Source organism: Dietzia sp. Die43, from assembly GCF_024519835.1.
Taxonomy (GTDB): Bacteria; Actinomycetota; Actinomycetes; order Mycobacteriales; family Mycobacteriaceae; genus Dietzia; species Dietzia kunjamensis.
On record NZ_JALJRF010000004.1, the window covers coordinates 166,297 to 187,621 of the forward strand.

25 protein-coding genes and 1 tRNA gene are annotated in these 21,325 nt (G+C 71.5%); 18 read left to right on the forward strand and 8 right to left on the reverse strand.

The genetic code is table 11. The features are described 5' to 3' along the window. Positions 1–6: 6 nt before the first annotated feature. The 3 genes from NR111_RS04800 to NR111_RS04810 all read right to left on the reverse strand — a co-directional run bounded on the left by NR111_RS04800 (position 7) and on the right by NR111_RS04810 (position 3,125). The gene (locus NR111_RS04800) at positions 7–1,455 is read right to left on the reverse strand and encodes a trehalose-6-phosphate synthase (protein ID WP_256820102.1); all 1,449 of its coding nucleotides are present in this window, start codon (positions 1,453–1,455) and stop codon (positions 7–9) included. 34 nt (positions 1,456–1,489) lie between these two features. Then, on the reverse strand, positions 1,490–1,672 hold the full coding sequence (locus NR111_RS04805; RefSeq protein ID WP_067711921.1) for a hypothetical protein: 183 nt from the start codon (positions 1,670–1,672) through the stop codon (positions 1,490–1,492). A gap of 70 nt (positions 1,673–1,742) precedes the next feature. Then, positions 1,743–3,125, reverse strand: coding sequence for a threonine/serine exporter ThrE family protein (locus NR111_RS04810; RefSeq protein ID WP_256820103.1), 1,383 nt, complete (start codon positions 3,123–3,125; stop codon positions 1,743–1,745). A 77-nt stretch (positions 3,126–3,202) separates the two neighbouring features. Here NR111_RS04810 and NR111_RS04815 point away from each other — a divergent pair. Beyond that, positions 3,203–3,275 (forward strand) — tRNA-Thr (locus tag NR111_RS04815). A gap of 22 nt (positions 3,276–3,297) precedes the next feature. Here the strand turns inward: NR111_RS04815 and xerC are convergent. Both xerC and NR111_RS04825 read right to left on the reverse strand, forming a co-directional pair. After that, a complete protein-coding gene (gene xerC / locus NR111_RS18680) occupies positions 3,298–4,488 on the reverse strand; it encodes a site-specific integrase (protein WP_256820104.1) in 1,191 nt (396 codons plus the stop codon). Then, positions 4,481–5,083 (reverse strand): helix-turn-helix domain-containing protein, encoded by a 603-nt coding sequence (locus NR111_RS04825; protein WP_256820105.1) that lies wholly within the window; start codon positions 5,081–5,083, stop codon positions 4,481–4,483. The genes xerC and NR111_RS04825 overlap by 8 nt, the downstream gene beginning before the upstream one ends. A gap of 108 nt (positions 5,084–5,191) precedes the next feature. Between NR111_RS04825 and NR111_RS04830 the strand changes: the two genes are divergently transcribed. The 13 genes from NR111_RS04830 (at position 5,192) to NR111_RS04890 (ending at position 13,447) form a co-directional block, all read left to right on the forward strand. Then, the gene (locus NR111_RS04830; RefSeq protein WP_256820106.1) at positions 5,192–5,392 is read left to right on the forward strand and encodes a helix-turn-helix domain-containing protein; all 201 of its coding nucleotides are present in this window, start codon (positions 5,192–5,194) and stop codon (positions 5,390–5,392) included. A gap of 56 nt (positions 5,393–5,448) precedes the next feature. Continuing rightward, the gene (locus NR111_RS04835) at positions 5,449–7,032 is read left to right on the forward strand and encodes an AAA family ATPase (RefSeq protein WP_256820107.1); all 1,584 of its coding nucleotides are present in this window, start codon (positions 5,449–5,451) and stop codon (positions 7,030–7,032) included. A 17-nt stretch (positions 7,033–7,049) separates the two neighbouring features. Next, positions 7,050–7,214, forward strand: coding sequence for a hypothetical protein (locus tag NR111_RS04840; RefSeq protein WP_256820108.1), 165 nt, complete (start codon positions 7,050–7,052; stop codon positions 7,212–7,214). Further along, positions 7,211–7,561, forward strand: coding sequence for a WhiB family transcriptional regulator (locus NR111_RS04845; protein ID WP_256820109.1), 351 nt, complete (start codon positions 7,211–7,213; stop codon positions 7,559–7,561). Before NR111_RS04840 ends, NR111_RS04845 begins: the two co-directional genes overlap by 4 nt. Further along, complete coding sequence (locus NR111_RS04850) at positions 7,558–7,839, forward strand: hypothetical protein (protein ID WP_256820110.1); 282 nt, start codon at positions 7,558–7,560, stop codon at positions 7,837–7,839. The genes NR111_RS04845 and NR111_RS04850 overlap by 4 nt, the downstream gene beginning before the upstream one ends. Continuing rightward, positions 7,836–8,177, forward strand: coding sequence for a hypothetical protein (locus tag NR111_RS04855; RefSeq protein ID WP_256820111.1), 342 nt, complete (start codon positions 7,836–7,838; stop codon positions 8,175–8,177). The genes NR111_RS04850 and NR111_RS04855 overlap by 4 nt, the downstream gene beginning before the upstream one ends. Next, the gene (locus tag NR111_RS04860; RefSeq protein ID WP_256820112.1) at positions 8,174–8,650 is read left to right on the forward strand and encodes a hypothetical protein; all 477 of its coding nucleotides are present in this window, start codon (positions 8,174–8,176) and stop codon (positions 8,648–8,650) included. Before NR111_RS04855 ends, NR111_RS04860 begins: the two co-directional genes overlap by 4 nt. After that, entirely contained in the window at positions 8,647–9,252 is a 606-nt protein-coding gene (locus NR111_RS04865) for a hypothetical protein (protein WP_256820113.1), read from the forward strand. The genes NR111_RS04860 and NR111_RS04865 overlap by 4 nt, the downstream gene beginning before the upstream one ends. Positions 9,253–9,409: 157 nt before the next feature. Further along, positions 9,410–10,243, forward strand: a complete 834-nt coding sequence (locus tag NR111_RS04870; protein ID WP_256820114.1) for a phage major capsid protein — start codon at positions 9,410–9,412, stop codon at positions 10,241–10,243. After that, positions 10,240–10,413, forward strand: coding sequence for a hypothetical protein (locus tag NR111_RS04875; RefSeq protein WP_256820115.1), 174 nt, complete (start codon positions 10,240–10,242; stop codon positions 10,411–10,413). The genes NR111_RS04870 and NR111_RS04875 overlap by 4 nt, the downstream gene beginning before the upstream one ends. Positions 10,414–10,901: 488 nt before the next feature. After that, positions 10,902–11,291 (forward strand): HNH endonuclease, encoded by a 390-nt coding sequence (locus NR111_RS04880; protein WP_256820116.1) that lies wholly within the window; start codon positions 10,902–10,904, stop codon positions 11,289–11,291. 1,372 nt (positions 11,292–12,663) lie between these two features. Next, positions 12,664–13,038 carry a nuclear transport factor 2 family protein gene (locus tag NR111_RS04885; protein ID WP_067711923.1) on the forward strand — a complete coding sequence of 125 codons (375 nt, stop codon included), beginning with the start codon at positions 12,664–12,666 and terminating at the stop codon, positions 13,036–13,038. After that, positions 13,022–13,447, forward strand: coding sequence for a nuclear transport factor 2 family protein (locus NR111_RS04890; protein ID WP_253701707.1), 426 nt, complete (start codon positions 13,022–13,024; stop codon positions 13,445–13,447). Before NR111_RS04885 ends, NR111_RS04890 begins: the two co-directional genes overlap by 17 nt. Before the next feature lie 34 nt (positions 13,448–13,481). On the opposite strand, the gene NR111_RS04895 is transcribed toward NR111_RS04890, so the two are convergent. Beyond that, the gene (locus tag NR111_RS04895; protein WP_067711927.1) at positions 13,482–13,910 is read right to left on the reverse strand and encodes an HIT family protein; all 429 of its coding nucleotides are present in this window, start codon (positions 13,908–13,910) and stop codon (positions 13,482–13,484) included. A 126-nt stretch (positions 13,911–14,036) separates the two neighbouring features. On the opposite strand from NR111_RS04895, the gene NR111_RS04900 reads away from it, so the two are divergent. Continuing rightward, on the forward strand, positions 14,037–14,741 hold the full coding sequence (locus NR111_RS04900) for a TetR/AcrR family transcriptional regulator (protein WP_067711930.1): 705 nt from the start codon (positions 14,037–14,039) through the stop codon (positions 14,739–14,741). A 58-nt stretch (positions 14,742–14,799) separates the two neighbouring features. Further along, entirely contained in the window at positions 14,800–16,056 is a 1,257-nt protein-coding gene (gene purD / locus NR111_RS04905; RefSeq protein ID WP_067711933.1) for a phosphoribosylamine--glycine ligase, read from the forward strand. Positions 16,057–16,070: 14 nt separating this feature from the next. Here the strand turns inward: purD and idi are convergent, their stop codons facing one another. Next, a complete protein-coding gene (gene idi, locus NR111_RS04910) occupies positions 16,071–16,655 on the reverse strand; it encodes an isopentenyl-diphosphate Delta-isomerase (protein WP_067711936.1) in 585 nt (194 codons plus the stop codon). A gap of 83 nt (positions 16,656–16,738) precedes the next feature. Then, complete coding sequence (locus tag NR111_RS04915) at positions 16,739–17,890, reverse strand: acyl-CoA dehydrogenase family protein (RefSeq protein ID WP_256820117.1); 1,152 nt, start codon at positions 17,888–17,890, stop codon at positions 16,739–16,741. 163 nt (positions 17,891–18,053) lie between these two features. On the opposite strand from NR111_RS04915, the gene NR111_RS04920 reads away from it, so the two are divergent. Both NR111_RS04920 and NR111_RS04925 read left to right on the forward strand, forming a co-directional pair. Further along, positions 18,054–19,685 (forward strand): AMP-binding protein, encoded by a 1,632-nt coding sequence (locus tag NR111_RS04920; RefSeq protein WP_067711942.1) that lies wholly within the window; start codon positions 18,054–18,056, stop codon positions 19,683–19,685. 120 nt (positions 19,686–19,805) lie between these two features. Continuing rightward, positions 19,806–21,284, forward strand: a complete 1,479-nt coding sequence (locus NR111_RS04925; RefSeq protein WP_067711945.1) for a family 43 glycosylhydrolase — start codon at positions 19,806–19,808, stop codon at positions 21,282–21,284. Positions 21,285–21,325: the final 41 nt, after the last annotated feature.

Consider the following 21,325-nt stretch of genomic DNA (forward strand, 5'->3'; position numbering starts at 1 on the left):
GGGGTCCTAGTCGTCCGAGGTGGCGTCGAGTGTGTTGAAGAACCGGCGGGCCCACGCGTGGACGTCGTTGCCCAACACCTGACGACGCAGCGACCGCATACGGCGCCGCCGATCCTCGGGGGAGTCGTCGACCGCGGCCATGATGGCGTCCTTGACCCCGTCGAGATCGTGCGGGTTGCACAGGTACGCCTGGCGTAGTTCCGCGGCGGCGCCGGCGAATTCGCTGAGCACCAGGGCGCCGTCGCCGTCGGTGCACGAGGCCACATATTCCTTGGCCACCAGGTTCATGCCGTCCCGCACGGGCGTCACCAGCATGACGTCGGCAGCGGTGTAGAACGCCACCAGTTCCGTCTTCGGGACGGGCCGGTGGATGTAGGTCACCACGGGGTGCCCGATCTCGCCGAACGTGCCGTTGATGCGGCCCACCGACTCCTCGATCCGCGACCGCATGATCTGGTACTGCTCGACCCGCTCGCGGCTCGGCGTGGCCAGCTGGAGGAGGGTCACGTCGGCGGGCTCCAGACGCCCCTCCTCGAACAGCTCCTCCAGCGCGCGCAGGCGGACGTCGATGCCCTTGGTGTAGTCCAGACGGTCCACGCCCAACAGCAGGACCCGCGGCGAACCCAACTCCTCGCGCAGGCGGGCGGCGCGGTCCTGGGTCTCGCGCGTGCGGGCCGTGGCGTCCACGGCCGCGGAGTCGATGGAGATGGGGAACGCGCCGACACGCACCATGCGGTCGTCCACCCGGATCTCGGAGGCGCGGCCCCGCGTCGAGCGCAGTCGGACGGACGGGTAGCCGCGCAGGCGGTTGGCGAGGATCCGGAAGTTGTCCGCCCCGCCGGGCAGGTGGAAACCCACCAGGTCGGCGCCGAGCATGCCCTCGACCAGCTCGGTGCGCCACGGTAGCTGCATGAACAGTTCGACGGGCGGGAACGGGATGTGGAGGAAGAACCCGATGGTCAGGTCGGGGCGCAGCTCGCGCAGCAGACAGGGCACCAGCAACAACTGGTAGTCCTGCACCCAGACGGTGGCACCCTCGGCGGCGGCCTCCGCGGTGGCCTCGGCGAAACGGGTGTTGATCTCGCGGTAGGCGTTCCACCATTCGCGGTGGTACTCGGCCGGCACCACCACGTCGTGGAACAACGGCCAGAGGGTGGCGTTGGAGAAACCCTCGTAGTAGAGCTCGACGTCCTGGGCGGACAGGGTGACCGAGTGGAGGCGGATGCCGTCCGCGTCGAACGGTTCGGGGGCGGCGTCGGGGACGCCGGGCCACCCCACCCAGGCGCCGTCGTTGGCCTTGAGGATGGACTCCAGCGCCGTCACGAGACCGCCGGGGCTGGCCTTCCAGTGTTCGGTACCGTCCCGGTCGATGACGAGGTCCACGGGGAGACGATTGGCGACGACGACGAAGTCGGCACCTGCTCCGGTGGACGTGTGCCCGGTACCGCTCGTCATCGGTTGCCCCCTCGCGTGGATCGCTGTGGTCTGGTTACTCGGCGTCCGCCGTCACCTGCGGCTCCGGACCGATCCCCAGCATGTCGAGGAGCATCCGGCACTCGTCGGCGTCGGCCGAGTACGAGGCCACGACCTTGCGGGCCATGTCGGCGGTCTCGTCCGCGACCGGCTCCAGGTCGTCGAGCTCGGGTTCTTTGCTGGCGGCAGCGGATGCCATCGGAGTCCTCCTGTGATCGGTGGGGGGCGCGCGCCCTGTTCGGGCGACATCGTCCGCTGCCGATCCTACGTCACCCGTCCGCGGCCGCCGACCGGCGCAGATTGCGGGTCACCCACTCACCGAACACGATCCCGGCGGCCAGTGCCACCGCGATCGCCAACGCCTGGAACATCAGGCCCAGACCGATACCCGTCTGGTCGCTCGTCAGCGCCGACAGGCCGCGGTACACCGACAGGCCCGGCAGGAACGGCGTGATGCCGGCGATGGTCACGACCAGCGGCGGGACGGTGGCGATACGGGCGAGGATGCCGCCGATCAGGCCCATCGTGCAGGCTGCGAGGGCGGACCCCACCACCACTCCCAGTCCGGTGGCCATGACCGCCTGGAAGATGAGCATCCCGATCGCGCCGACGGCCGCGGCGAGCCAGGTCGCGCGCACCGTCGCATAGCTCGCCACGGCGAACCCGGCGGCGCCCACGCCCGCGGCGAACACCGCGATGTGGACCGCGGCGTTGCCGGCGATGGCCGGGTCGATCGGGGGAGGGGACATACCGAGCCGCTCGAACACCGCGAGCGCGATCGTGATCCCGCCCAGGACCCCGCCGGTCATGACCATCGTCTCGACCCCTCGCCCGGCGGAGGTCACGGGGAACCCGGTGATGGCGTCCTCGATGGCGCCGACGAGGGTGAGCCCGGCGAGCAGCACGATGATCCCGGCCGCGACCAGCTGGGACGGTTGGACCTCGATGAAGTTGTTGCTCACGGCCACGTACGCGGCGAGGGCCCACGCGGCTGCGATGAACCCGCCCACGACCTGCTGGAAGAAGGTCGGCAGCCGGTGACGGTCCAGGTAGCGGTTGGCGTACATTAGGGCGAACGTCGAGACCATGGAGATGAGGCCGGCCAGCGGGCTGCCCCCGAGCTGGATGACGACCGCGCACCCCAGCATCGCCCACCCCAGGACCGCGACCCGGAAGGAGTGCGGGTGCGGGGAGGCCACGATCCTCTCGACCTCGGCGGCGGCCTGGTCGACGGTGAGCTGGCGGCGCACGATGAGGTCGATGAGACGGGAGACGCGGGTCACCCGCGTCATGTCGACGGTGCGGTAGTTGACCACCCGGATGACCGAGATCGGCGGTCGTCCGCGACGTCGGTTGACCCCGATGGTCAGCGACGTGAAGGTGACCTCCACGGTCGCGCCCGGCAGGCCGAACGCCGCCGCCACGGACTCGGCCTGGGCGACGGTGTCCGCCGCACCCTCACCGGAGGATAGGAGGATCCCGCCGATCTCGAGGGCGAGGTTGAGCACGTCGGTGACGGCGCCGTCGTCGTCGAGGTCGACCGGCGCCATGGGGGACAGCGGGGGTTCGACCGCCAGGTCCATGGCGGACTTGCGCAGTCCCATCCACGCCAGGGGTCGGGTGAGCGGTGCCGGTGCGTCGCGGGTCTCCACGGTGCACACCGTAGTCAAGAGCCCCGACGGTGGCCGGGTTAGGATGTCCGGCGGGACGCGACGGTGTCGCTGCCCGTGCTGGAGTGGCGCAATTGGTAGCGCACCCGACTTGTAATCGGGCGGTTGCGAGTTCAAGTCTCGTCTCCAGCTCTCTGACCAGGGAGAACGTCGACTAGGTCGCCGAATCGGCCGCCTCATCCACCCGAAACCCACCCGAAACGGGGCCGAGGGCGTCGAGGGCGGACCGCAGGTCGGGCGCGGTGGCGGCGCGTTCGATGTAGTGCGCGGCGGTGACGCGGGACCCGGAGTGTCCGAGCTGAGCGGCGGCGGCGTCGATCCCGACGGCCCGCTCGACGATGGTCGCGGTGGTCTTGCGGAGCACGTGCGGCGTCACCCACTCGAATCCCTCGCCGCGCGCCGCCCTGAGTTGCCGGCGGACGTTATCGGGGGAGCGTGGCCCACCCCTGGCCGAGGGGAACACGAGCCCGTCGTCGGCCGGGAGGTCGCGCGCGGCCTGTCGACGGAGCGCCGCGACGACGAACGCGGGCAGGATCACCCCGCGGTGCCCCGCCGAGGTCTTGGCCGTGGGCTGACGGACGTACCTGCCCCCGACGAACACGACGGTCCCGCGGACCGTGAGCGTCGGCAGGGCGGCGTCGAGGTCGAGATCCTCCCACCGCAGGGCGAGAGCCTCGCCGATCCGCACGCCGGAGCCGAGGAGTACGTCGACGAGCTCGGCGAGGTCGTCCCCACGCGGCGGACCCATCGTGTTCCCGCCGCACCACGCGGCGACGTTGGCCCGGAACTGTGCGACCTCGTCGAGGGTGAGCGCGCGGACCACCTTGGCGGGGCGGTGCCGCGTCGAGGTGTCCCGGACGGGGTTGTGCTCGATCGCATCGTGGCGAGCCGCGAGCGCGAACATGCCGGAAAGGATGACCCGGCACCACTTGGCCGTCGCGTCCCCGTCCACGGCGCGGAGGAACCGGTCGAGCTTGCCCACCGACGCCTCACCGACCCGCACGCCGCCGAGTGCCGGGGTGATGTGCTTGTCGATGGTCGCGCGGTACTTCTCGACTGTCTGCGGTGTCCGCCGCCCGTCGTCGAGGGTCGCCACCCACGCGGCGGCGAGGTCGACGAGCTCGGTGTCGGCGGTGATGTCCTGGCCGTCCGACGGCCGCGCACGGTCGCGGAGGTAGGTCACGAGTGCCCGCTCGGCCGCTGCGCCGGTCTTGCCGGTGCGCTCCACCACGCGGGTAACGCCGTCGTGGTCCCGGTACTTGGCCCGTGCGCGCCACCGGTCGGGCCCGAGTTCGGCGCGGGTGATCCTGCCCCAGGTCCCCAGTGGCAGGGGATGCCTAGGCACGGCCGGCCCGTAGCTCGGCCACCTTCAGCTCGGCGGCTGCGAGCCGTTCCCGCGCCCGGCCGAGTTGGCGCTCAAGCTCGGCCTTATCGAGCGGGCCGTGAGGGGTGAGCCCCGCGGCGAGCACCTGCATCGAAATCTCGTCGACGAGGTACCGCAGGTCGACCCTCTGCCGTACCGCCTCGATGAGGTCAGTCCGCGTCGGGACGGGGTTGTTCGCCCCGCGAGCCTCCCCGGTGAACCAGCGCATCGCCTCCCACGCCGGCACCCACACCTCGGGCAGGACCTCGGTGGACTCGTCGGGTAGGCCGGCGAACAGCAGCTCGACGGGAGGGACCTCGAGCGCGGCGGCGAGCACCTGCACCTCGGCCATGTCCAGCTTCCCGCCCCGGTGCCCGCCCTCGAGCTTGGCAATCGTGCCCCGGGTGATCGGGTAACCGTGCTCGGCGGTGCGGGTGGCGAGCTGGACAGCTGAGAGGCCGAGGGAGTGCCGTAGACGGGCGACGTTCTCGCCCACGAGGGCCACCTGACGGGCCGCCCACTCCCGCGCCTCTGCGCTACCTCGGGTGTCCCGGCCGTCATCTTCTGTGTTCCGCATAGCGACAACTTACCCGGAATGAGTGGCGCTGGCTAGAAACTTGGTCTACTGTTCTCTCTAGCGGCAACTTACGCCCAAAGTTGCCCCACACGAGAAACGAGGTCTCCAATGACCCCCGACGAGATCGACCGCCTCGGCGTCTCCTGCGACCTGATCACCGCCGCCCGCGCCCTCGGAATCGGCAAGTCGACGGCCTACGCCGCCGCCCGCGCCGGGACGTTCCCGGTCCGCGTGCTCAAGGTCGGCAGCCGGTACGTCGTGCCCACCGCCGACCTGCGCACCGCGCTCGGCCTGGCCCCCACTGCCTGAAAGGCACACCGCTACGACCCCACACGCTCACCGTGCCCCCCGAAGGAGGCCCACGCATGGCCCCCGCCACCGCCTTAGCCCCGCTCCCTGACGTACTGCGCGAGCCGTACGGCCTCGACTACATCGACCCCGCCGACATGCCGTGGGTGTTGCTCAACGAGGACCACGCGGGCGTCGACAACCTGCGCCTCGAGGGCGTACCCGTCCTGAGCGTCGAGGGCGGTCTCGCCGAGGTCGAACAAACGTCGTTCGCCGCACTCACCGCCGGGTGTCGGCTGGTCTACCCACTCCTGACCGCCGAGCGTGACCGGGACGCGGTCCGAAAGGCCATGCGTCACATCCGCGAGAGCTCGGGTGTCCAGCCGTTCGCCTACGGCTACGACCCGGCCAAGTACCCGGACCCCGTCGGCGATCACCTCGCGGGCATGGTCGTCGAGTCCCCCGGCGGGCGACTGTTCGTCGATGCCCCGGCGAGCGCCGAGACGACCCCGTCCGCGCCCTCGTGGGATCCCGTCGACCTCGGCCCTGTCCTCGACGGCACCCTGCCCGAGGTCAAGCCCACCATGCTCGCCCGCACCGACGGCGTGATGATGCTCTATCCGGGGCTGACGCACTCGATCCACGGCGAGAGCGAGAGTTTCAAGTCGGGCGTCGCTCAGGCTGCGGTGGTCCAGGTGCTCGACGCGGGCGGACGCGCCGTCTATGTCGATTATGAGTCCGACCCCCGGTCGGTAATGGCCCGTCTCGTCGCGTTCGGTGCCGAGCCGTCGGTGCTGCGCGACCCTGAGCGGTTCGTGTACGTCCGCCCCGAGGCGAACCCGCTGGCCCCCGCCGAACGGGCGGCGTATGACCGCCTGCTCGCCGACCCTGCCGACCTCGTCGTGCTCGACGGCGTGACCGATGCCCTCGTGCAGTTCGGCGCTAAGTCGGTCGACGCCGACGAGGTCACGCGGTGGGTGTCCGAGGTCCCGCACCGCATCGCCGACCGGACCGGCGCGGCCGTGGCGATGGTCGACCACGTGACAAAGTCCAACGACGGCCGCGGCCGGTTCGCCATCGGTTCCCAGGCCAAGATGAACGGCCTCACCGGGGCGGCGTTCACCATCGAGATCATCGAGCCGTGCGGGATCGGTCTCATCGGCCGCGTCTCGATCCGTGTGGGCAAAGACCGCCCCGGCCGGATCCGTGAGAAGGCGGGGGAGTTCCGCGCGAGCGACCGGACCCAACCCATCGCCGAGGTCGTCGTCGACGCCAAGACCACCCCCGGCCACACCAGCGTGACGTTCCAGCCCCCGGCAGGGATCGCCGAGGGCGCCGCCCCGAAGCCCTTCCGGCCGACCGTGCTCATGGCCAAGGCCAGCGCCTACGCCGAGAAGCGCGGCGACGAGTGGCTATCCCAGAACAAGATTGCCACCGGCGTCGGCGGTAATCGGGGCGCTGCGTTGCGCGCGGTCGAGCTGCTGATGTTCGAGGGCTACCTCGACAAGCAGGTGTCCGAGAGCGGTAAGAGCTCCACGCTGCGCCATGCCCGCCGGTACGTCGAGGCCGAGGATCCGCTCTCCGACAAGTTCGATGACCCCCAGTTCGGCACGCCCGGCAGCGCCGCCGAGACGCCTCCCAATCCCTTCCCCGCGACCTGAAACGGAGACCCACCACCATGCACCGCCCCGACCGCACCCACCCCGAGGACCCGGACACCCGCGCTATCGCGGACCGTGCCCGCATGTCCTACGACGAGACCGCCGAGATGTTGGCCGGGTTCCGGTCCGCGCTGCGGCAGGCCACCGACCTCCCGGCCGCAGGCGGCGGTGACGGCCAATGAGCCCCGCCCGCGACCACCGCGCGTCGGCCGAGAACTGGCCGGCCCCGCACAAGGCCCGCAAGGTCCCCTGGCCGCGCATGGCGGTCATCACCGACGCGCCACAGGTGCGGTGGGTCCACCGTGCCTCGTGTCACGGGCGGTGGGACGAGTTCGACCCGAGCCCGGCGCACGAGACCCGCGCCGAGCTCAACGTGCGAGTCGCCAGCGCCGCGAAGATCTGCCGGACGTGCCCGGTCCGGGCCGCGTGTGACGAGTTCGCCGAGACCACATCCCCGCGCGTGACCGGGATCTACGCCGGGAAGTACCGCAGCGCCGCAACCTCGAAAGATCGGAGCACCACCCCATGACCACCTACCGCCCCCACCCCCGAGCCCGTCAGGCCGTCCGCGAGGCCCTCGGCCACTACCCGCTCGGCTTGACCTCGACGGAGCTGCGCCGCCGTTGCGGCGGGCTCGTCCACGCCATCGACGAGGACGGCCGCAACGTCACCGAGGACCTCGCCGTCGTCCTCGAGTACCTGCTCGACGAACAGCTCGTCGAACAGCGCCTCGTCGGCCGGTCCGTGAGGTACGTCGACGCCGTCACCTACCCCGCCACCACCACCGAGAGCGAGACCGAACGATGACCGACCAGACCCCGAACCCCACCCCGAACGACGTCCTGCTGACCGCCGACGCCGCGGTCGACGCCGCCGCCCTGCTCGGCGCGATCCACGCCGCCGACTACCACCGGGCCGACGATCTGCTCCGCGGTGCCGAGAATCCGGTGGCGGTGTGCCGGACCCTGGCCCTGTGGGCGCTGGCCGGTATCGCCGGTGCCTGCGGCCGGGACCCCGAGACGATGACCGGCTACATCGAGGCCATGACCGAGGACGCGATCGGTAGGCGAGACGCCGCCCACGCCGCCGTCCTGGCCGAGGTCGAGGGCCGCACCGACGGGACCGAGGGCGGTGACGGCGCATGATCACCGCCGACCCCACCCAACCGTTCACCGAGGACGACGTGCCCGTCGTGGACCCGGCTACCCTGCCCGAGTTCTATCCGCTCGACGATCCACGAGGGTGGCTCACGCCGCGCGCACCCCTGCCCGGCGACCTCGACCGGGCCGAGCAGGAGACCGAGATCGACGACGTGACCGAGAAGCGCACCTTGCGCACGGCCACGCCCGTGGAACTTGCCCTGCTGCGGGCGGTGTACGGGTACAGCCCGACCGAGACGCCGCCCGGTCTGCCCACCATCGTCACCCGCCGCCCCGGCATCCGGTGCCGACGGTGGCCGACCCTGCGCGTGGACGAGACCGGTGCACCTGCACCTGCACCCACCGCGCCGATCTACACCCCGCCCCCGCCGCCCCCGGCACCCGAGCCCGACCCCGTCGAGCCCGCGCCGACCGACCCCGAACCCACGACCCCCGACGAAGGGACCACTGCACCATGAACGTCTCACGCGCACACCTGCTCGCCGCACTCCGATTCCTCGACGGCCCCGACGGCGGTGGATCCGGTGGCACCCCGCCCGGCGACAACGGCGGCAAGCCCGCCGGGGCAGCGGACGGCACGGGCGGCGACAACGGCGACCGGGGGTCCGGCGACGAGGACGACCCCGACGCCGACGCCGACGAGGACCCCGCCGACAAGGGTGACCGGCAGGCCCGCCGGGATGAGAACACCCGCGCCAAGCTCAAGGAGGCCGAGGCCGCGCGGGAGACCCTGGCCGCCAAGGTGGAGAAGCTCCAGCGGGCCGAGGTGGAGCGGATCGCGGGTGGTGTGCTGGAACAGGCGGCGGATCTGTTCGAGGTCGGCGGCATCGCCCTGGCCGATGTACTCACCGAGGACGGCGAGGTCGACGAGACCGAGGTGCTCGCCCTCACCGCCGCGTTGGCTGACAGCCGCCCCGGTCTGGCCAAGGGTGCCCGCCGCCCGGCCCGAGGTGGTCATCCCGACTGGGGTCACTCCCGGTCCAACGTCGAGGGCGTCGGCGGCGGGAAGCCGTCGTGGGGTGAGGCCCTGATCCGTCGGGAAGGATCCGGCACCCGGTAGACGAACCGTCACTGTGACGTAACATGAGAGGCGACACCCACCCTGCGGGATGCGGGAGGGTGTCGCCTCTCCTCGTCGGCGGGATGCCGACCAGCCCCACGGCCGCGGGATGCGCCGGGCTCAACCCCCGTACGCACCCACGCCCAGGAGGCGCATCATGGCCGGTTCGGTCGAATACAAGGCAATCCTCACCCCGGAGCAGGTTCTCGAGCTGGTGATCCGTCCGCTGGAGCGGGCGGCCGTCGCCGCCGAGGCCGCGGACGTTGTTCACATCACGAGCAACAAGGCGCGGTTCCCGATCATCACCGCCGACCCGAGCGCCGAGTGGGTCCCCGAGGGCGGCAAGATCCCGATCAGCAACGGCACCGCCACCGAGCTGACCGTCGAGCCGGCCAAGCTCGCCGTGCTGTCGACCATCACAAATGAGTTGAGGGACGACTCCTCGCCGGCCGCGACCGACGCGATCGGTGAGGGCCTGCTGCGTGACGCCGCCCGCAAGCTCGATCAGGCGTGGCTCTCGGCCCCCGTGACCAACGGCCCCGCGGAAACTCTCGCCAGCGTGACCGGGGTGAACACGATCCCCGTATCCGGCGCGCTCTCCTCGCTGGACGCGTTCACCGATGCCGCCGCCGCCATCGAGGATCACGGCAGCGTCACCGACTGGATCATGGCCAAGGCCGACGTGGTCCGCCTGGCCAAGCTGCGCAAGTCCACCGGCTCGAACGAGGGCCTGCTCAGCGTCGATCCCACCCAGCCGTCGCGCCGGATGATCGAGGGTGCGCGGATCCACATCAGCCCGTACGCCACCGAGGGCACGATCTACGGTGTCGACAAGTCCCAGGTCAAGACCGTGATCCGCGAGGACGCCACCGTCGAGACCTCGGACCAGTTCCTGTTCGACACCGACTCGACGGCTCTGCGGCTCATCATGCGCGCGGCGTTCGGGTTCCCCAACCCCGGCGCGGTGTCCAAGATCGTGGTGTCGGCGTGACCACCACAGCCGAGCGCGAGGACCTGGCCGACATCACCATCGGCGAGCACCCCGACCACCTCGTGTGGGACGGCCGCACCGTCGAGGCCGGGGTCGTGCTGGCCGGGATCCCCCGCGCCACCGCCGAGATGCTGGAGCGCCTCGGCCACGGCCGCGTCTATCGCGGCTGACCACATGACCCCCGACCAGCGCACCTCGCGCCGGTATGCTGGCCGGGTACCGCGCCCGGGCCGCATACCCGGACACCGCGGGGCGGGTAACTTCTGGCCCGCACACGCCGCCCGTCTGTCCTCACACCGAGGGCAGGCGGGCGGTGGTCTATCCCCTCGACCTCGGCGGGCCCGTGCCCGCGCCGCGCACCAGGTGGGGCAGCGGATCGGCGTCCACCCCGCGGCCGGGACCACCGAGGCCGCGTGTTGTACGAGGTCACCAACACCCACGATGCGCAATCCCCCCGACCACATCGCGGGATCACGCCGTCGGTGCTGGCTGCGACCATGACGTCGACACCCTCGCCACGACGACCACCCCCGCCGCGCAGGGCTCACCTTGTGGACTACCCACAACGACCCCGCGGCCGTGCCCATCCGCACCCACATCGACCCTGCCCCACGGCCACCTCGCCGGCGGGCACCACCACCACGACCAGGAGGACCCCATGCCCAGAGCCCCACGACGTTGCCCCGGCTGCGAGACCAACCTCGTGCATCCCCCGGCCAAGTACTGCGAGACCTGCACGCCGCGCAAGAACTGGCAGGGATCGCGCCGAGGTAAGGCCACGGCCGGCGCACCGTGGCGCAGGTTGCGCGCCGAGATCCTCGAGCGCGATGACTACCGGTGCTACCTCTGCGGGCAGGACGGTGTCGACCACGTCGATCACATCGTGTGTGTGGCCGAGGGTGGCACCGACGACCCGAGCAACCTCGGCGCGATCTGCCGACGGTGCCACGCCAAGAAGACCGCGGCCGAGGGTGGACGCGCCCCGCGCGCCCCGAGGTCCACCGAGGTCGACATGAGCGAGTCCCGGCGGCTGCGCGAGCTGTACTGACGCGGCCCTGACGGCCTGACGACCTCGCGCCCACCCTCGGACCCACGGCGCGGGCGGGAGGCCGTCAGCGTGGACGCTGGCCGGTGCTGTGACCCCTGGGGCACCACCTCATCCCCCGGGGGCGTTGTACAGCCGACCCGCTCTGTCCGCTTTGCCGAGTACGGACTGGGGAAGTCGATGGTGACATGTCAACGAGGGGGTCTCAGGGGTCCCAGGGGGCCGTATCGGGACCCTCCCCGCGGCGGGAACGATGAGGGAACGGCCGGGAACGATGCTGGTCACGGCGGGGAACGATGAGGGAACGGTGGGAACGGACGCCCGTCCAGGAGGGTTTCGGGCGCTCGGAAGCCCCCGGAATCGACACAGGGTCACGGCTGAGGGTCGAGGCCGGGGGAGAGGGTGGCCCCGTGGGGTGGGGTGGTCGTCGCGGCCGGGTGTCGTGCTCGCCGCCGCCACCCACCCACATCGGGCACGGGTGTTTGAGGGCAACCCCGCCGCGTAGCGGTGGGGGCGGCAGCCCCCGATCCGAGGTCCCCGCCGCCAGAGGGTGACCGTGCCCGGTGAGGGTGACCGCCGCCGCCTGAGGGTGAGGTCTGCTCAGCCGGTGGGCCGTGGTCTTGACCTTCTCATTTCATACCGGGGGTCGGCCTGATGTGTTCCCCCGTCCTAGTAGACGGGGGAGAACACTGGTACACATCGAGGCGGGGGCCGAGTACACATGCCGGTACACTTCGGAAACCGCAGGTCAGGGCCGAGTACACATCGGGTACACATTGGTACATATCGCCAAAAGCGGCCCGGTACACATTCGGTACACATTGGTTCCAGACCCCCACCGGCTGAGCGGTCGACGCACCTCGAAGTGGACTGTCTGGGACCGGCTGAGCGGCTGTGCGGACGTGTCCTCGTCGGGCTGTGCGACCGCTACACTGGACGGTGCGCGGTGAGCGTGCATGAGTGCGGCGACGGCCCCGGGATTGAGCACCCCGGGGCCGTTGTCGTTTCGGGTGGGTCGCCCACCTTTTACCCACCCAAATCAGATGAGACTGACGAACACTAGCCGGAATCGTGAACACTCCGAATCGCGTAGACCTGCACTAGCCGGAATCCCGAGCACTCGCGGTAGGGCCGAACCTGCCCACAGTACACCGGGCGGTTGCGAGTTCAAGTCTCGTCTCCAGCTCTCGCGTGGCGTCGGCGGTCGAGCCGGAAGCTGAGGACAGGCCAAGGATGAGGCCGTCCCAGTTGTCGCGAGGTGCCGAGCCGCGCGGGGAACCGCAGTTCAGTAATCATTGTTAGCTTCCGTCTACTGGTGAGTAGAATGTTCTCGACACGCCCGTCGCCAGAAAGACGCAGCCGAGATGACGCTGAGATGAGACAGTCCGCACGAGAGATCGCCACGGCCTGGATGGCCGCCCTCGCGTCCGGTGACGCCGAGAGGACCGTGGCCCTGTCCTCCCCGTCGATCGTCTATACGACGGGCCAGGTCAGGCGCTATGTCGGGCACGACGGTGTCCGCGACATCGTGTCCGACCTCTCCCGGCTGGCCGGCTTCCTCACCATCGCGGTGGAGGGGGAGATCCTGGAATCCGAGGGGGTCGTCGCGCTGCGCCGGATCGAGCGGTACACGTTGCCCAGTGGCGGGATCGAGATCCGGGGCTGTTCCTTCGTGGAAGTCGAGGACGGGGTGGTCACGCGATGGGCGGATTACAAGAGCATGGAAACGATCGATGACGTCATCGGATGACGGGCCGGGGAGCGGCATGGGTGGACGACGGCCGCGCGACGGGGGCCCCGGCGACGTGGCGAGGGCGTTGGTCGAGGCGGCGCTCTCGGGCGACTTCGAGGCCGCCAGGTCGTACTGCGCTCCGGATATCACCCTGACGCTGGAGGGCATCCAAACCGTCAGTGGCCACGAGGGACTCCGGCAGCTCCTGGAGTTCAACGCCGAGATCGCGACCGACGTCGTCATCGAGATCCACCATGTGCTCGGCTCCGACGATACCGCGGCGCTCAACCGCACCACCCACCTCACGGTGGGGGGGAAGCGGCTACGGGTCGAGGTCGGGTCGTTCTTCACCCTCCGCGACGGGCTCGTCGCGGACTGGACCGACTACCAGGACATGCAGAACGTCTGGCGGGCTCTCGGCCACTGAACCGGAGGGGCGGGAGGACGAGTCGGGGTCCGGGTCAGGCCTCCGGGACGAACTCCCCGTAGCCCAGTTCGCGCAGCGACCGCCGGATGGTCTCCGCCGCCGCGTCGGATTCCTCGGCGGGCGCGTCGGGGTCCGCCAGTGACAGGTCGAACCCGGACATGTCGTCGGCGGGGAAGATGTGGATGTGGGTGTGTGGCACCTCGAAGCCGGCGATGAGATACCCGGCGCGCGCCGCGCCGAGGCCTCCCACGACCGCCTTGCCGACGGCCTGTGCGACCTCGTTGAGCCGGGTCAGCAGCGCGGGCTCCAGATCCGTCCACCGATCGACCTCCGCGCGCGGGACGACCAGGGTGTGTCCGGGCGCGACCGGCGCGATGGTGAGGAAGGCGACCACCTCGGGGTCCTTCCAGACGAACCGGCCGGGCAGTTCACCGGCGATGATCTTGCTGAAAACGGTCGACATGGACCCCAGCCTACGTATCGGGGGCGATGACCTCAGGTGGCAGACTGGCGAAAAGTGGTCTAATGGATGTATCCGCCACCCGCCGGGTGGCCCCCGTTCTCTCTACATACGCGAAGGAGCATCGACATGGTCGAGGCAGGTATTGCGACGGCAGAGGGTGCGGTGAAGAAGAAGGCCTACCACCACGGCGATCTGCGCAACGCCATCATCCAGGAGGCCACCGCGCGCGCGAGGGTCTCAGGGGAGAAGGCGATCATCCTCCGGGAGATCGCCCCGCACATCGGGGTGTCCGCCACCGCGGCGTACCGCCATTTCGCCAATCGGCAGCAGCTCGTCGAGGAGGTCGCGGCCCGCGGGTTCGTCGAGTTGGTCGGGCGCGTGGCGGCCTCGGCCGTCGGCGGTGCGGAGTCCGATCCGGTCCTCGCCGCCTACCTCCAGTTGCGCGAGGCGGCCCTCGCCGTGGTGGAGTTCGCGATCGACGAGCCGGCGTGGGCCCGGACGATGATGGAGAACCTGGGCCCGTCGGAGACCGTCGCCGCGCACGCCGATGCCATCAACGTGGAGTTGCAGGCGATCGTCGAGCGCGGGATCGAGGCGGGGGCGTTCCGGCCCGGCGTCGTCATGAACGACGAGCTGCCGCTGTGGGCGGCGATCGACGGACTCAGCGCCCAGGCGATGTTCGGGATCCGCCCGATGCGGACCCCGGACGCCGCACGGTCGACCGCACGGACCATTGATCTGTGTATGACGGACCTGCTCACCGACGAGGGTCTGCGGTCCCGCGACGCGGCGTTCCCCGCCGCCGACATCACCGCCGACGCAGGGGTCTAGAGCCCGTTCGTTCCGGGCCGGGCCAACCCGGCGCGGCGGCCGGGCTACTGTGGTCGTCGTGCGCATTCTCGTGATCGGTTCCGGTGCCCGTGAGCACGCCCTCCTCGTCGCCCTCGCCGCGGATCCCGCGGTGACGGAGTTGCACGCCGCGCCGGGCAACCCCGGCATGGTGCAGGCGCAGTGCCACGAACTCGCGGTGACCGATCCGGCAGCCGTGACGGCCCTGGCCCGCAAGCTCGACGCCGGACTGGTCGTCATCGGTCCCGAGGTGCCCCTGGTCGCGGGCGTCGCCGACGCCCTGCGCGAGGCCGGGATCCCGGTGTTCGGCCCGTCCGCCGAGGCCGCCCGCATCGAGGGATCCAAGGCGTTCGCCAAGGACGTCATGGCGGCTGCGGGTGTGAAGACCGCGCGCGCCGAGATCGTGGACTCGCCCGCCGACCTCGACGACGCACTCGACCGCTTCGGTCCGACCTGGGTGGTCAAGGACGACGGGTTGGCCGCCGGCAAGGGGGTCGTCGTGACACCCGATCGCAACGCGGCCCGTGCGCATGCTCTCGCCTGTCTCGACGACGGGCACCCGGTGCTGTTGGAGTCGTTCCTCGACGGTCCGGAGGTCTCCCTGTTCTGCCTGGTCGACGGCGAGACCGTCGTGCCGTTGCTGCCCGCCCAGGACCACAAGCGGGTCGGCGAGGGCGATCGCGGTCCCAACACCGGCGGGATGGGCGCCTACACGCCGCTGCCGTGGTTGCCGCAGGGGATGGTCGACCGGATCGTCACCGAGGTGTGCGAGCCGGTGGCCCGCGAGATGGTCGCCCGTGGCTGCGGCTTCTCCGGCCTGCTGTACGCGGGGCTGGCGATCACCTCGTCCGGGCCCGAGGTCGTGGAGTTCAACTGCCGCTTCGGCGACCCGGAGACACAGGCCGTACTGGCGCTGCTCGAGTCGCCGCTGGGCGAGGCACTGCATGCCGTGGCGACCGGCCGACTCGCCGAACTGCCGCCGCTGGTGTGGCGGGACGGCGCCGCCGTGACCGTGGTCCTGGCCGCCGAGCACTACCCGGCGACGCCGCGGCGCGGTGACCTCATCGAAGGCGCCGAACAACCGGGCGTGCTCCACGCCGGCACGGCCCGCGACGCGGAGGGCCGACTCGTCTCCGCCGGGGGCCGGGTCCTGTCGGTCGTGGGCACGGGGGCGGACCTGACAGCCGCCCGGGCCGAGGCCTACCGGGTCCTCGACGGCATCGAGCTCGGCGGCGGGCACTTCCGCCGGGACATCGGCCAGGCCGCAGAGGAGGGGCGCATCAGCCTCCCCGGCTGACGCGCCCCACGCGATCAGCGCGAGTAGAGCTCCATCCGGGGCACCTGCGCGACCAGCCACGGGCTGAAGGCGAACGGGGTGGCGTCGACCGAGGTGCGGACATCCGTCGGACGGGCCCAGTGGTGCGCGCACACCTCGTCGGCCCGCGGGTTCACCTCGGCGCGGATGCGGGCGGTGAACACCGGGCAGATCTCGTTCTCGACGATCCCCGAGTCGTCGACGGCCCGGTAGCGGAAGTCCGGTACCGCGGGTTCGATCGAGTCCACCCGGGTTCCGAGCTCCTGCTCGGCCCGCCGGACTATCGCCTCGACCGGATCCTCGCCCGGACCGGGGTGGCCGCAGAACGAGTTCGTCCAGATGCCGGGCCAGGTCCGCTTGTCCAGAGCTCGCCGGGTGAGGAGCACGCGCCCCTCGTCGTCGACGACATGGCACGAGAACGCCAGGTGCAGCGGCGTATCCGTGGTGTGGACCGTGGCCTTGTCGGCGGTACCGATCGGGTTGGCGTCGTCGTCGAGGAGGACAACGAGCTCGGTGGGCACGGACGGCGACCCGGTGGCGCGGGACCCGGCGGTGGCGGGGGACTCGGAAGGGGAGGACATGCCGCCCAGCCTAGGCAATTCCGGCGGGCCCGGCCGCCGCACGCAGCGGGAGAGCCGCCGCTCCGGGCACCGCCGGCAGTCGGTCAGCCCGCGAGGCTGCGGGCGATCACCAGCCGCTGGATCTGGTTGGTGCCCTCGAAGATCTGGGTGATCTTGGCCTCGCGCATGTACCGCTCGACAGGGAACTCGCGGGTGTAGCCCACACCGCCCAGGACCTGCACCGCGTCGGTCGTCACCTTCATGGCGGCGTCGGTGGCGGTGAGCTTGGCGATCGAGGCCTCCCGCGAGTAGGGGCGGCCGGCGTCCTTGCGGCGGGCGGCGTCGAGGTAGGCGGCGCGGGCCGACGCCACCGCGGCGGCCATGTCGGCGAGGAGGAACCCCAGCCCCTGGTGGCCGATGATCGTCTTGCCGAACGCCTCCCGCTCGCGGGCGTAGGCGACCGCGTCGTCGAGTGCGCGCTGGGCGATGCCGGTGGCCACCGCGGCGATGCCGAGGCGGCCGGAGTCCAGGGCCGAGAACGCGATGCGCAGGCCGTCGCCCTCCGCGCCGAGCAGGCGGTCCGCGTCGACCCGGGCGCCCTCGTACGAGGCGGTGGTGGTGGGGACTCCGTTGAGGCCCATCTTGTCCTCGGGCTTGCCGAAGTGCAGGCCCTGGGTCTCGCGCGGGATGAGCAGGCACGAGATCCCACGGGAGCCCTCGCCGGTGCGGACGAAGGTGTTGTAGACGTCCGCGATCCCGCCGTGGGTGATCCACGACTTGGTGCCGTTGACGACGAACACGGAACCCGGGCCGTCGCCCTCCCGCTCCGCGCGGCACCGCAGGGCGGCGGCGTCCGACCCGGCCTGCGGCTCGGACAGCGAGTAGGCGCCGATCTGCTCGCCGGCGAGCATTCCCGGCAGCCACTCGGCCTTCTGCGCGTCGGTCCCGACGGTGGCGAGCGGGAAGCAGGACAGGCCGTGCACGCTGGTCGCCACGGCGACGGCCGCCCAGCGGGCGCCGAGCTCCTCCAGGACCTGCAGGTACACCTCGTAGGGCTGGTCGCCGCCGCCGAACTCCTCCGGGTAGGGCAGGCCCAGCAGCCCGACCTCGCCGAGCTGGACGAACAGGCCCTCGGGGTAGGTGTGGTTCCGCTCGTGCTCGGCGGCGATCGGCTCGAGGAGTTTGTCCGCGACGGAACGCGTCATCTCGAGCAGTTCGTACGCCTCGTCGCTGGGGAGCAGGCGGTCCACGGCCATGGGGTCCTCCGGGTGCGGGTGGGGGACCGTGCGGTCCCCGGGGTCGGTCGACTCCCATTAGAGTGCACCGCCACCACGCGGGCCGCCCAGCCCCGATAGTGGGGGTGCCCGTTGGTGGGTGCTGCTGGTGCGTCGTGGGTCACGTGCGACACAATCTGGCGGTATGACCGAGACCACCGCGTCCACGCCCCTGTCGCCGGAGCAGTTGCTGGCGATCTACGACGTCCCCGGTGCGAGCGCCGCGGAGTTCCTGTGCGACCGCCACGCCCCCGAGGCGGTCGCCTTCACCGTCATCGACGCCGACCTGTCCGGGCGGGACATCACCTACGGTGAGCTGCGGACCGAGAGCGAGAAGGTCGCCGCGGCGCTGGCCGAGCTCGGCGTGGGCGAGGGCGACCGGGTGGCCACGCTGATGTCCAAGTCCGCGGACCTGGTGTTCACCCTCATGGGGATCTGGCGACTCGGTGCCGTCCACATGCCGCTGTTCACCGCCTTCGCGTGGCCGGCCATCGAGATGCGTCTCACCGGTGGCGACGCCAAGGTGGTCGTCTCCGACGCGGACCAGCGCGGGAAGCTCGAGAGCGTCGCGGTCCCGGTGGTCGTCGCCGGCCTGGCGGACTGCCCCGAGGCCCGCGACGGCGACCTCGACCTGGCCACGATCACCGCCGCCCAGCAGCCCGGCCTCGCCGCGGCGGTCACCGGCCCGGACGCCGGCCTGGTCATGCTGTTCACCTCCGGCACCACCGGCACCCCGAAGGGCGTCGTCGTGCCGGTGCGCGCCCTGGCCGCGTTCCACCAGTACATCGAGACGGGCCTGGACGTGCGGGCCGACGACGTGTTCTGGAACGGTGCCGACCCGGGCTGGGCGTACGGCCTCTACTACGGCATCCTCGGCCCGCTGGCGGTCGGCCGTCGGAGCCTGCTGCTGCACGCCCGCTACAGCCCGGAGCTGGCGTTCGCGGTCCTTCAGTACTTCCACGTCACCAACTTCGCGGCCGCGCCGACCGTGTACCGCACCATGCGGGCCAAGCGGGACATCGCACCGGCCGACGTCAGACTCCGACGGGCCTCCGCCGCCGGTGAGCCGCTCACCCCCGAGGTGATCGAGTGGTCGACCGAGCAGTTCGGCGTCGAGGTGCGCGACCAGTACGGGCAGACCGAGCACGGGATGTTCATCATCAACCCGTGGCACGACTCGCTGCGGGAGGACGTGCGCCCGGGCTCCATGGGCGTGCCGCTGCCGGGCTGGTCGTGCACCGTGCTCGCCGCGGACTCCGACGAGCCCGCCCCCGTGGGCGAGCTGGGCCGCGTGGCGATCGATGTCCCCGCCAGCCCCCTCATGTGGTTCACCGGGTACCACCAGGCCCCGGAGAAGACCGCCGAGCGCTTCAGCGCGGACGGGCGCTGGTACTACACCGGCGACGCCGCCAAGCTCGACGCGGACGGCCACTTCTACTTCTCGAGCCGCGACGACGACGTGATCATCATGTCCGGGTACCGCATCGGCCCGTTCGACGTGGAGTCCGTCCTGGCCAAGCACCCGGACGTGCTCGAGTCGGCGGTCATCGGCGTCCCCGACGACCTGGCCGGGGAGGTCCTCGAGGCGTACGTGGTCCTGCGCGACGGCGTGGAGGGTGGCCCGGAGGCCGAGGCCGAGCTGCAGAAGTGGGTCAAGACGGAGTTCGCGGCCCACGCCTTCCCGCGCAAGATCCACTTCGTCCGCGAGCTGCCCAAGACCCCGTCGGGCAAGATCCAGCGGTTCCTGCTGCGCAAGGAGCGCGCCGGACAGGCCTGAGCGCGCCGGGCAGGCCTGAGGCGGCCCGCGCCGCGCGTCGCCACCACCGGCACCGCATCCGCCCCGACCGAACGCGGTGAACGCGGTTCACACACCCCGTGACGGGTCTACCCTCAGCACATGAAACCGGCGGCGGCTGCCCGTGCTCTCGTGTCCGCGGCGCTCGTCGTCGTCGTCCCTCTCGCCTCGGCGACCACCGCGGCGACGGCGGCGGCCAACCCGGTGATCTCCTCGGTCGCCCCCGACCCCTCCGTGCAGCGGGGCGCCGACGGGGCGTTCCACGTCCACGCGACCTCGGACGACTGGGGCGACGGCGCCGGGTCCCGCCTCATCCCGCACTTCCGGTCCTTCGACCTGGTGGAGTGGGAGTACGTGGGCGACGCGTTCGCCGCCCGGCCCGCGTGGGCCCCGCCCGGTTCGTTCCTGTGGGCGCCCGACGTCCACCTCACCGCGACGGGCGCCGTCATGTACTACACGACCGGGGGCGCCGCGCCCTGTATCGGCCGGGCCACCGCGCCGAGCGTCGACGGCCCGTGGACGCACGATCCGGCGCCGATCGTCTGCCACGGCGCCCCGGAGCCGTATCAGGACCTGGACCCCATGGACCCCGAGGTGGTGGTCACCGACGCCGGCCCGGTCATGCTCATGGGGAACTTCGAGGGCATCCACGCGGTGCCGATGAACGCCACCGGCACGGCGCTGGACGGCGACCCCGTGCTCGTCGCCGGCACCGGCGTGGAGGCCCCGGCCGTGGTCACCCGTGAGGGGCGCACGCACCTGTTCACCAGCGCCGGGCTGTGCTGCGACGGGGAGGCCTCGCAGTACCGCGTGCTGGGCGGCCGCGCCGACGGACTTTTCGGGCCGTACGGGGACAGGACCGGGCGCCCGTTGGTGCAGGCGCCGGGCGAGCCCCTTCCCGGTGACGTCATCCTGCGCGGCGACGACGACTGGGTGGGCCCGGGGCACGTGGACGTGGCCACCGACGACGCCGGCGGGGACTGGATGCTCTACCACGCCGCGCCCCGCGGCAACGCGGTGCTGCCCAGCGGCGTGCAGCGGCGCTACCTCATGCTCGACCGTCTGGACTGGGTGGGCGGCTGGCCGGTCGTCGGGGACGGCACGCCGTCGGAGGCGCGGCCCGCCGATCCGGTGGTCGCGCTCCCCGTCCGCCTCACCGCGGTGGGGGAGGCGTCGCTGCGACCGGGCGACGACGGCACCGCCGCCGACGACGACGACGAGGTGATCGACCTCTCGGTACGGGTCGCCTCCACCGGCACCGCCTATTCCGGCGAGGTCCGGGCCACCATCACCGGCCCGGACAAGCGACGGCTCGCACTGCCGATCGTGACCGGCACCGGGGAGCTGCCGGCCGTCCCGGTGAGCGTGGGCGCCGGGGCGTCGGTGGACCGCCCGCTGACGCTCCGGCCGGCCGCGCCGCTCGCCCCGGGCCGCCACGAACTGGTGATCTCGATCAGTGCCGCGGATGGCGGCGCGGCGCAGGAACTGGCGGTGTTCGGCCTCGAGGTCGCCCCGGACGGAACCTTGTCACTCGGATCGGGCGCACTCGGATCCGCCCCGATCGGATCGTCCGGCTCCTGATCGGATGTGAGGCCGCCGTCCCGGGGTTACCGTGATCGCCA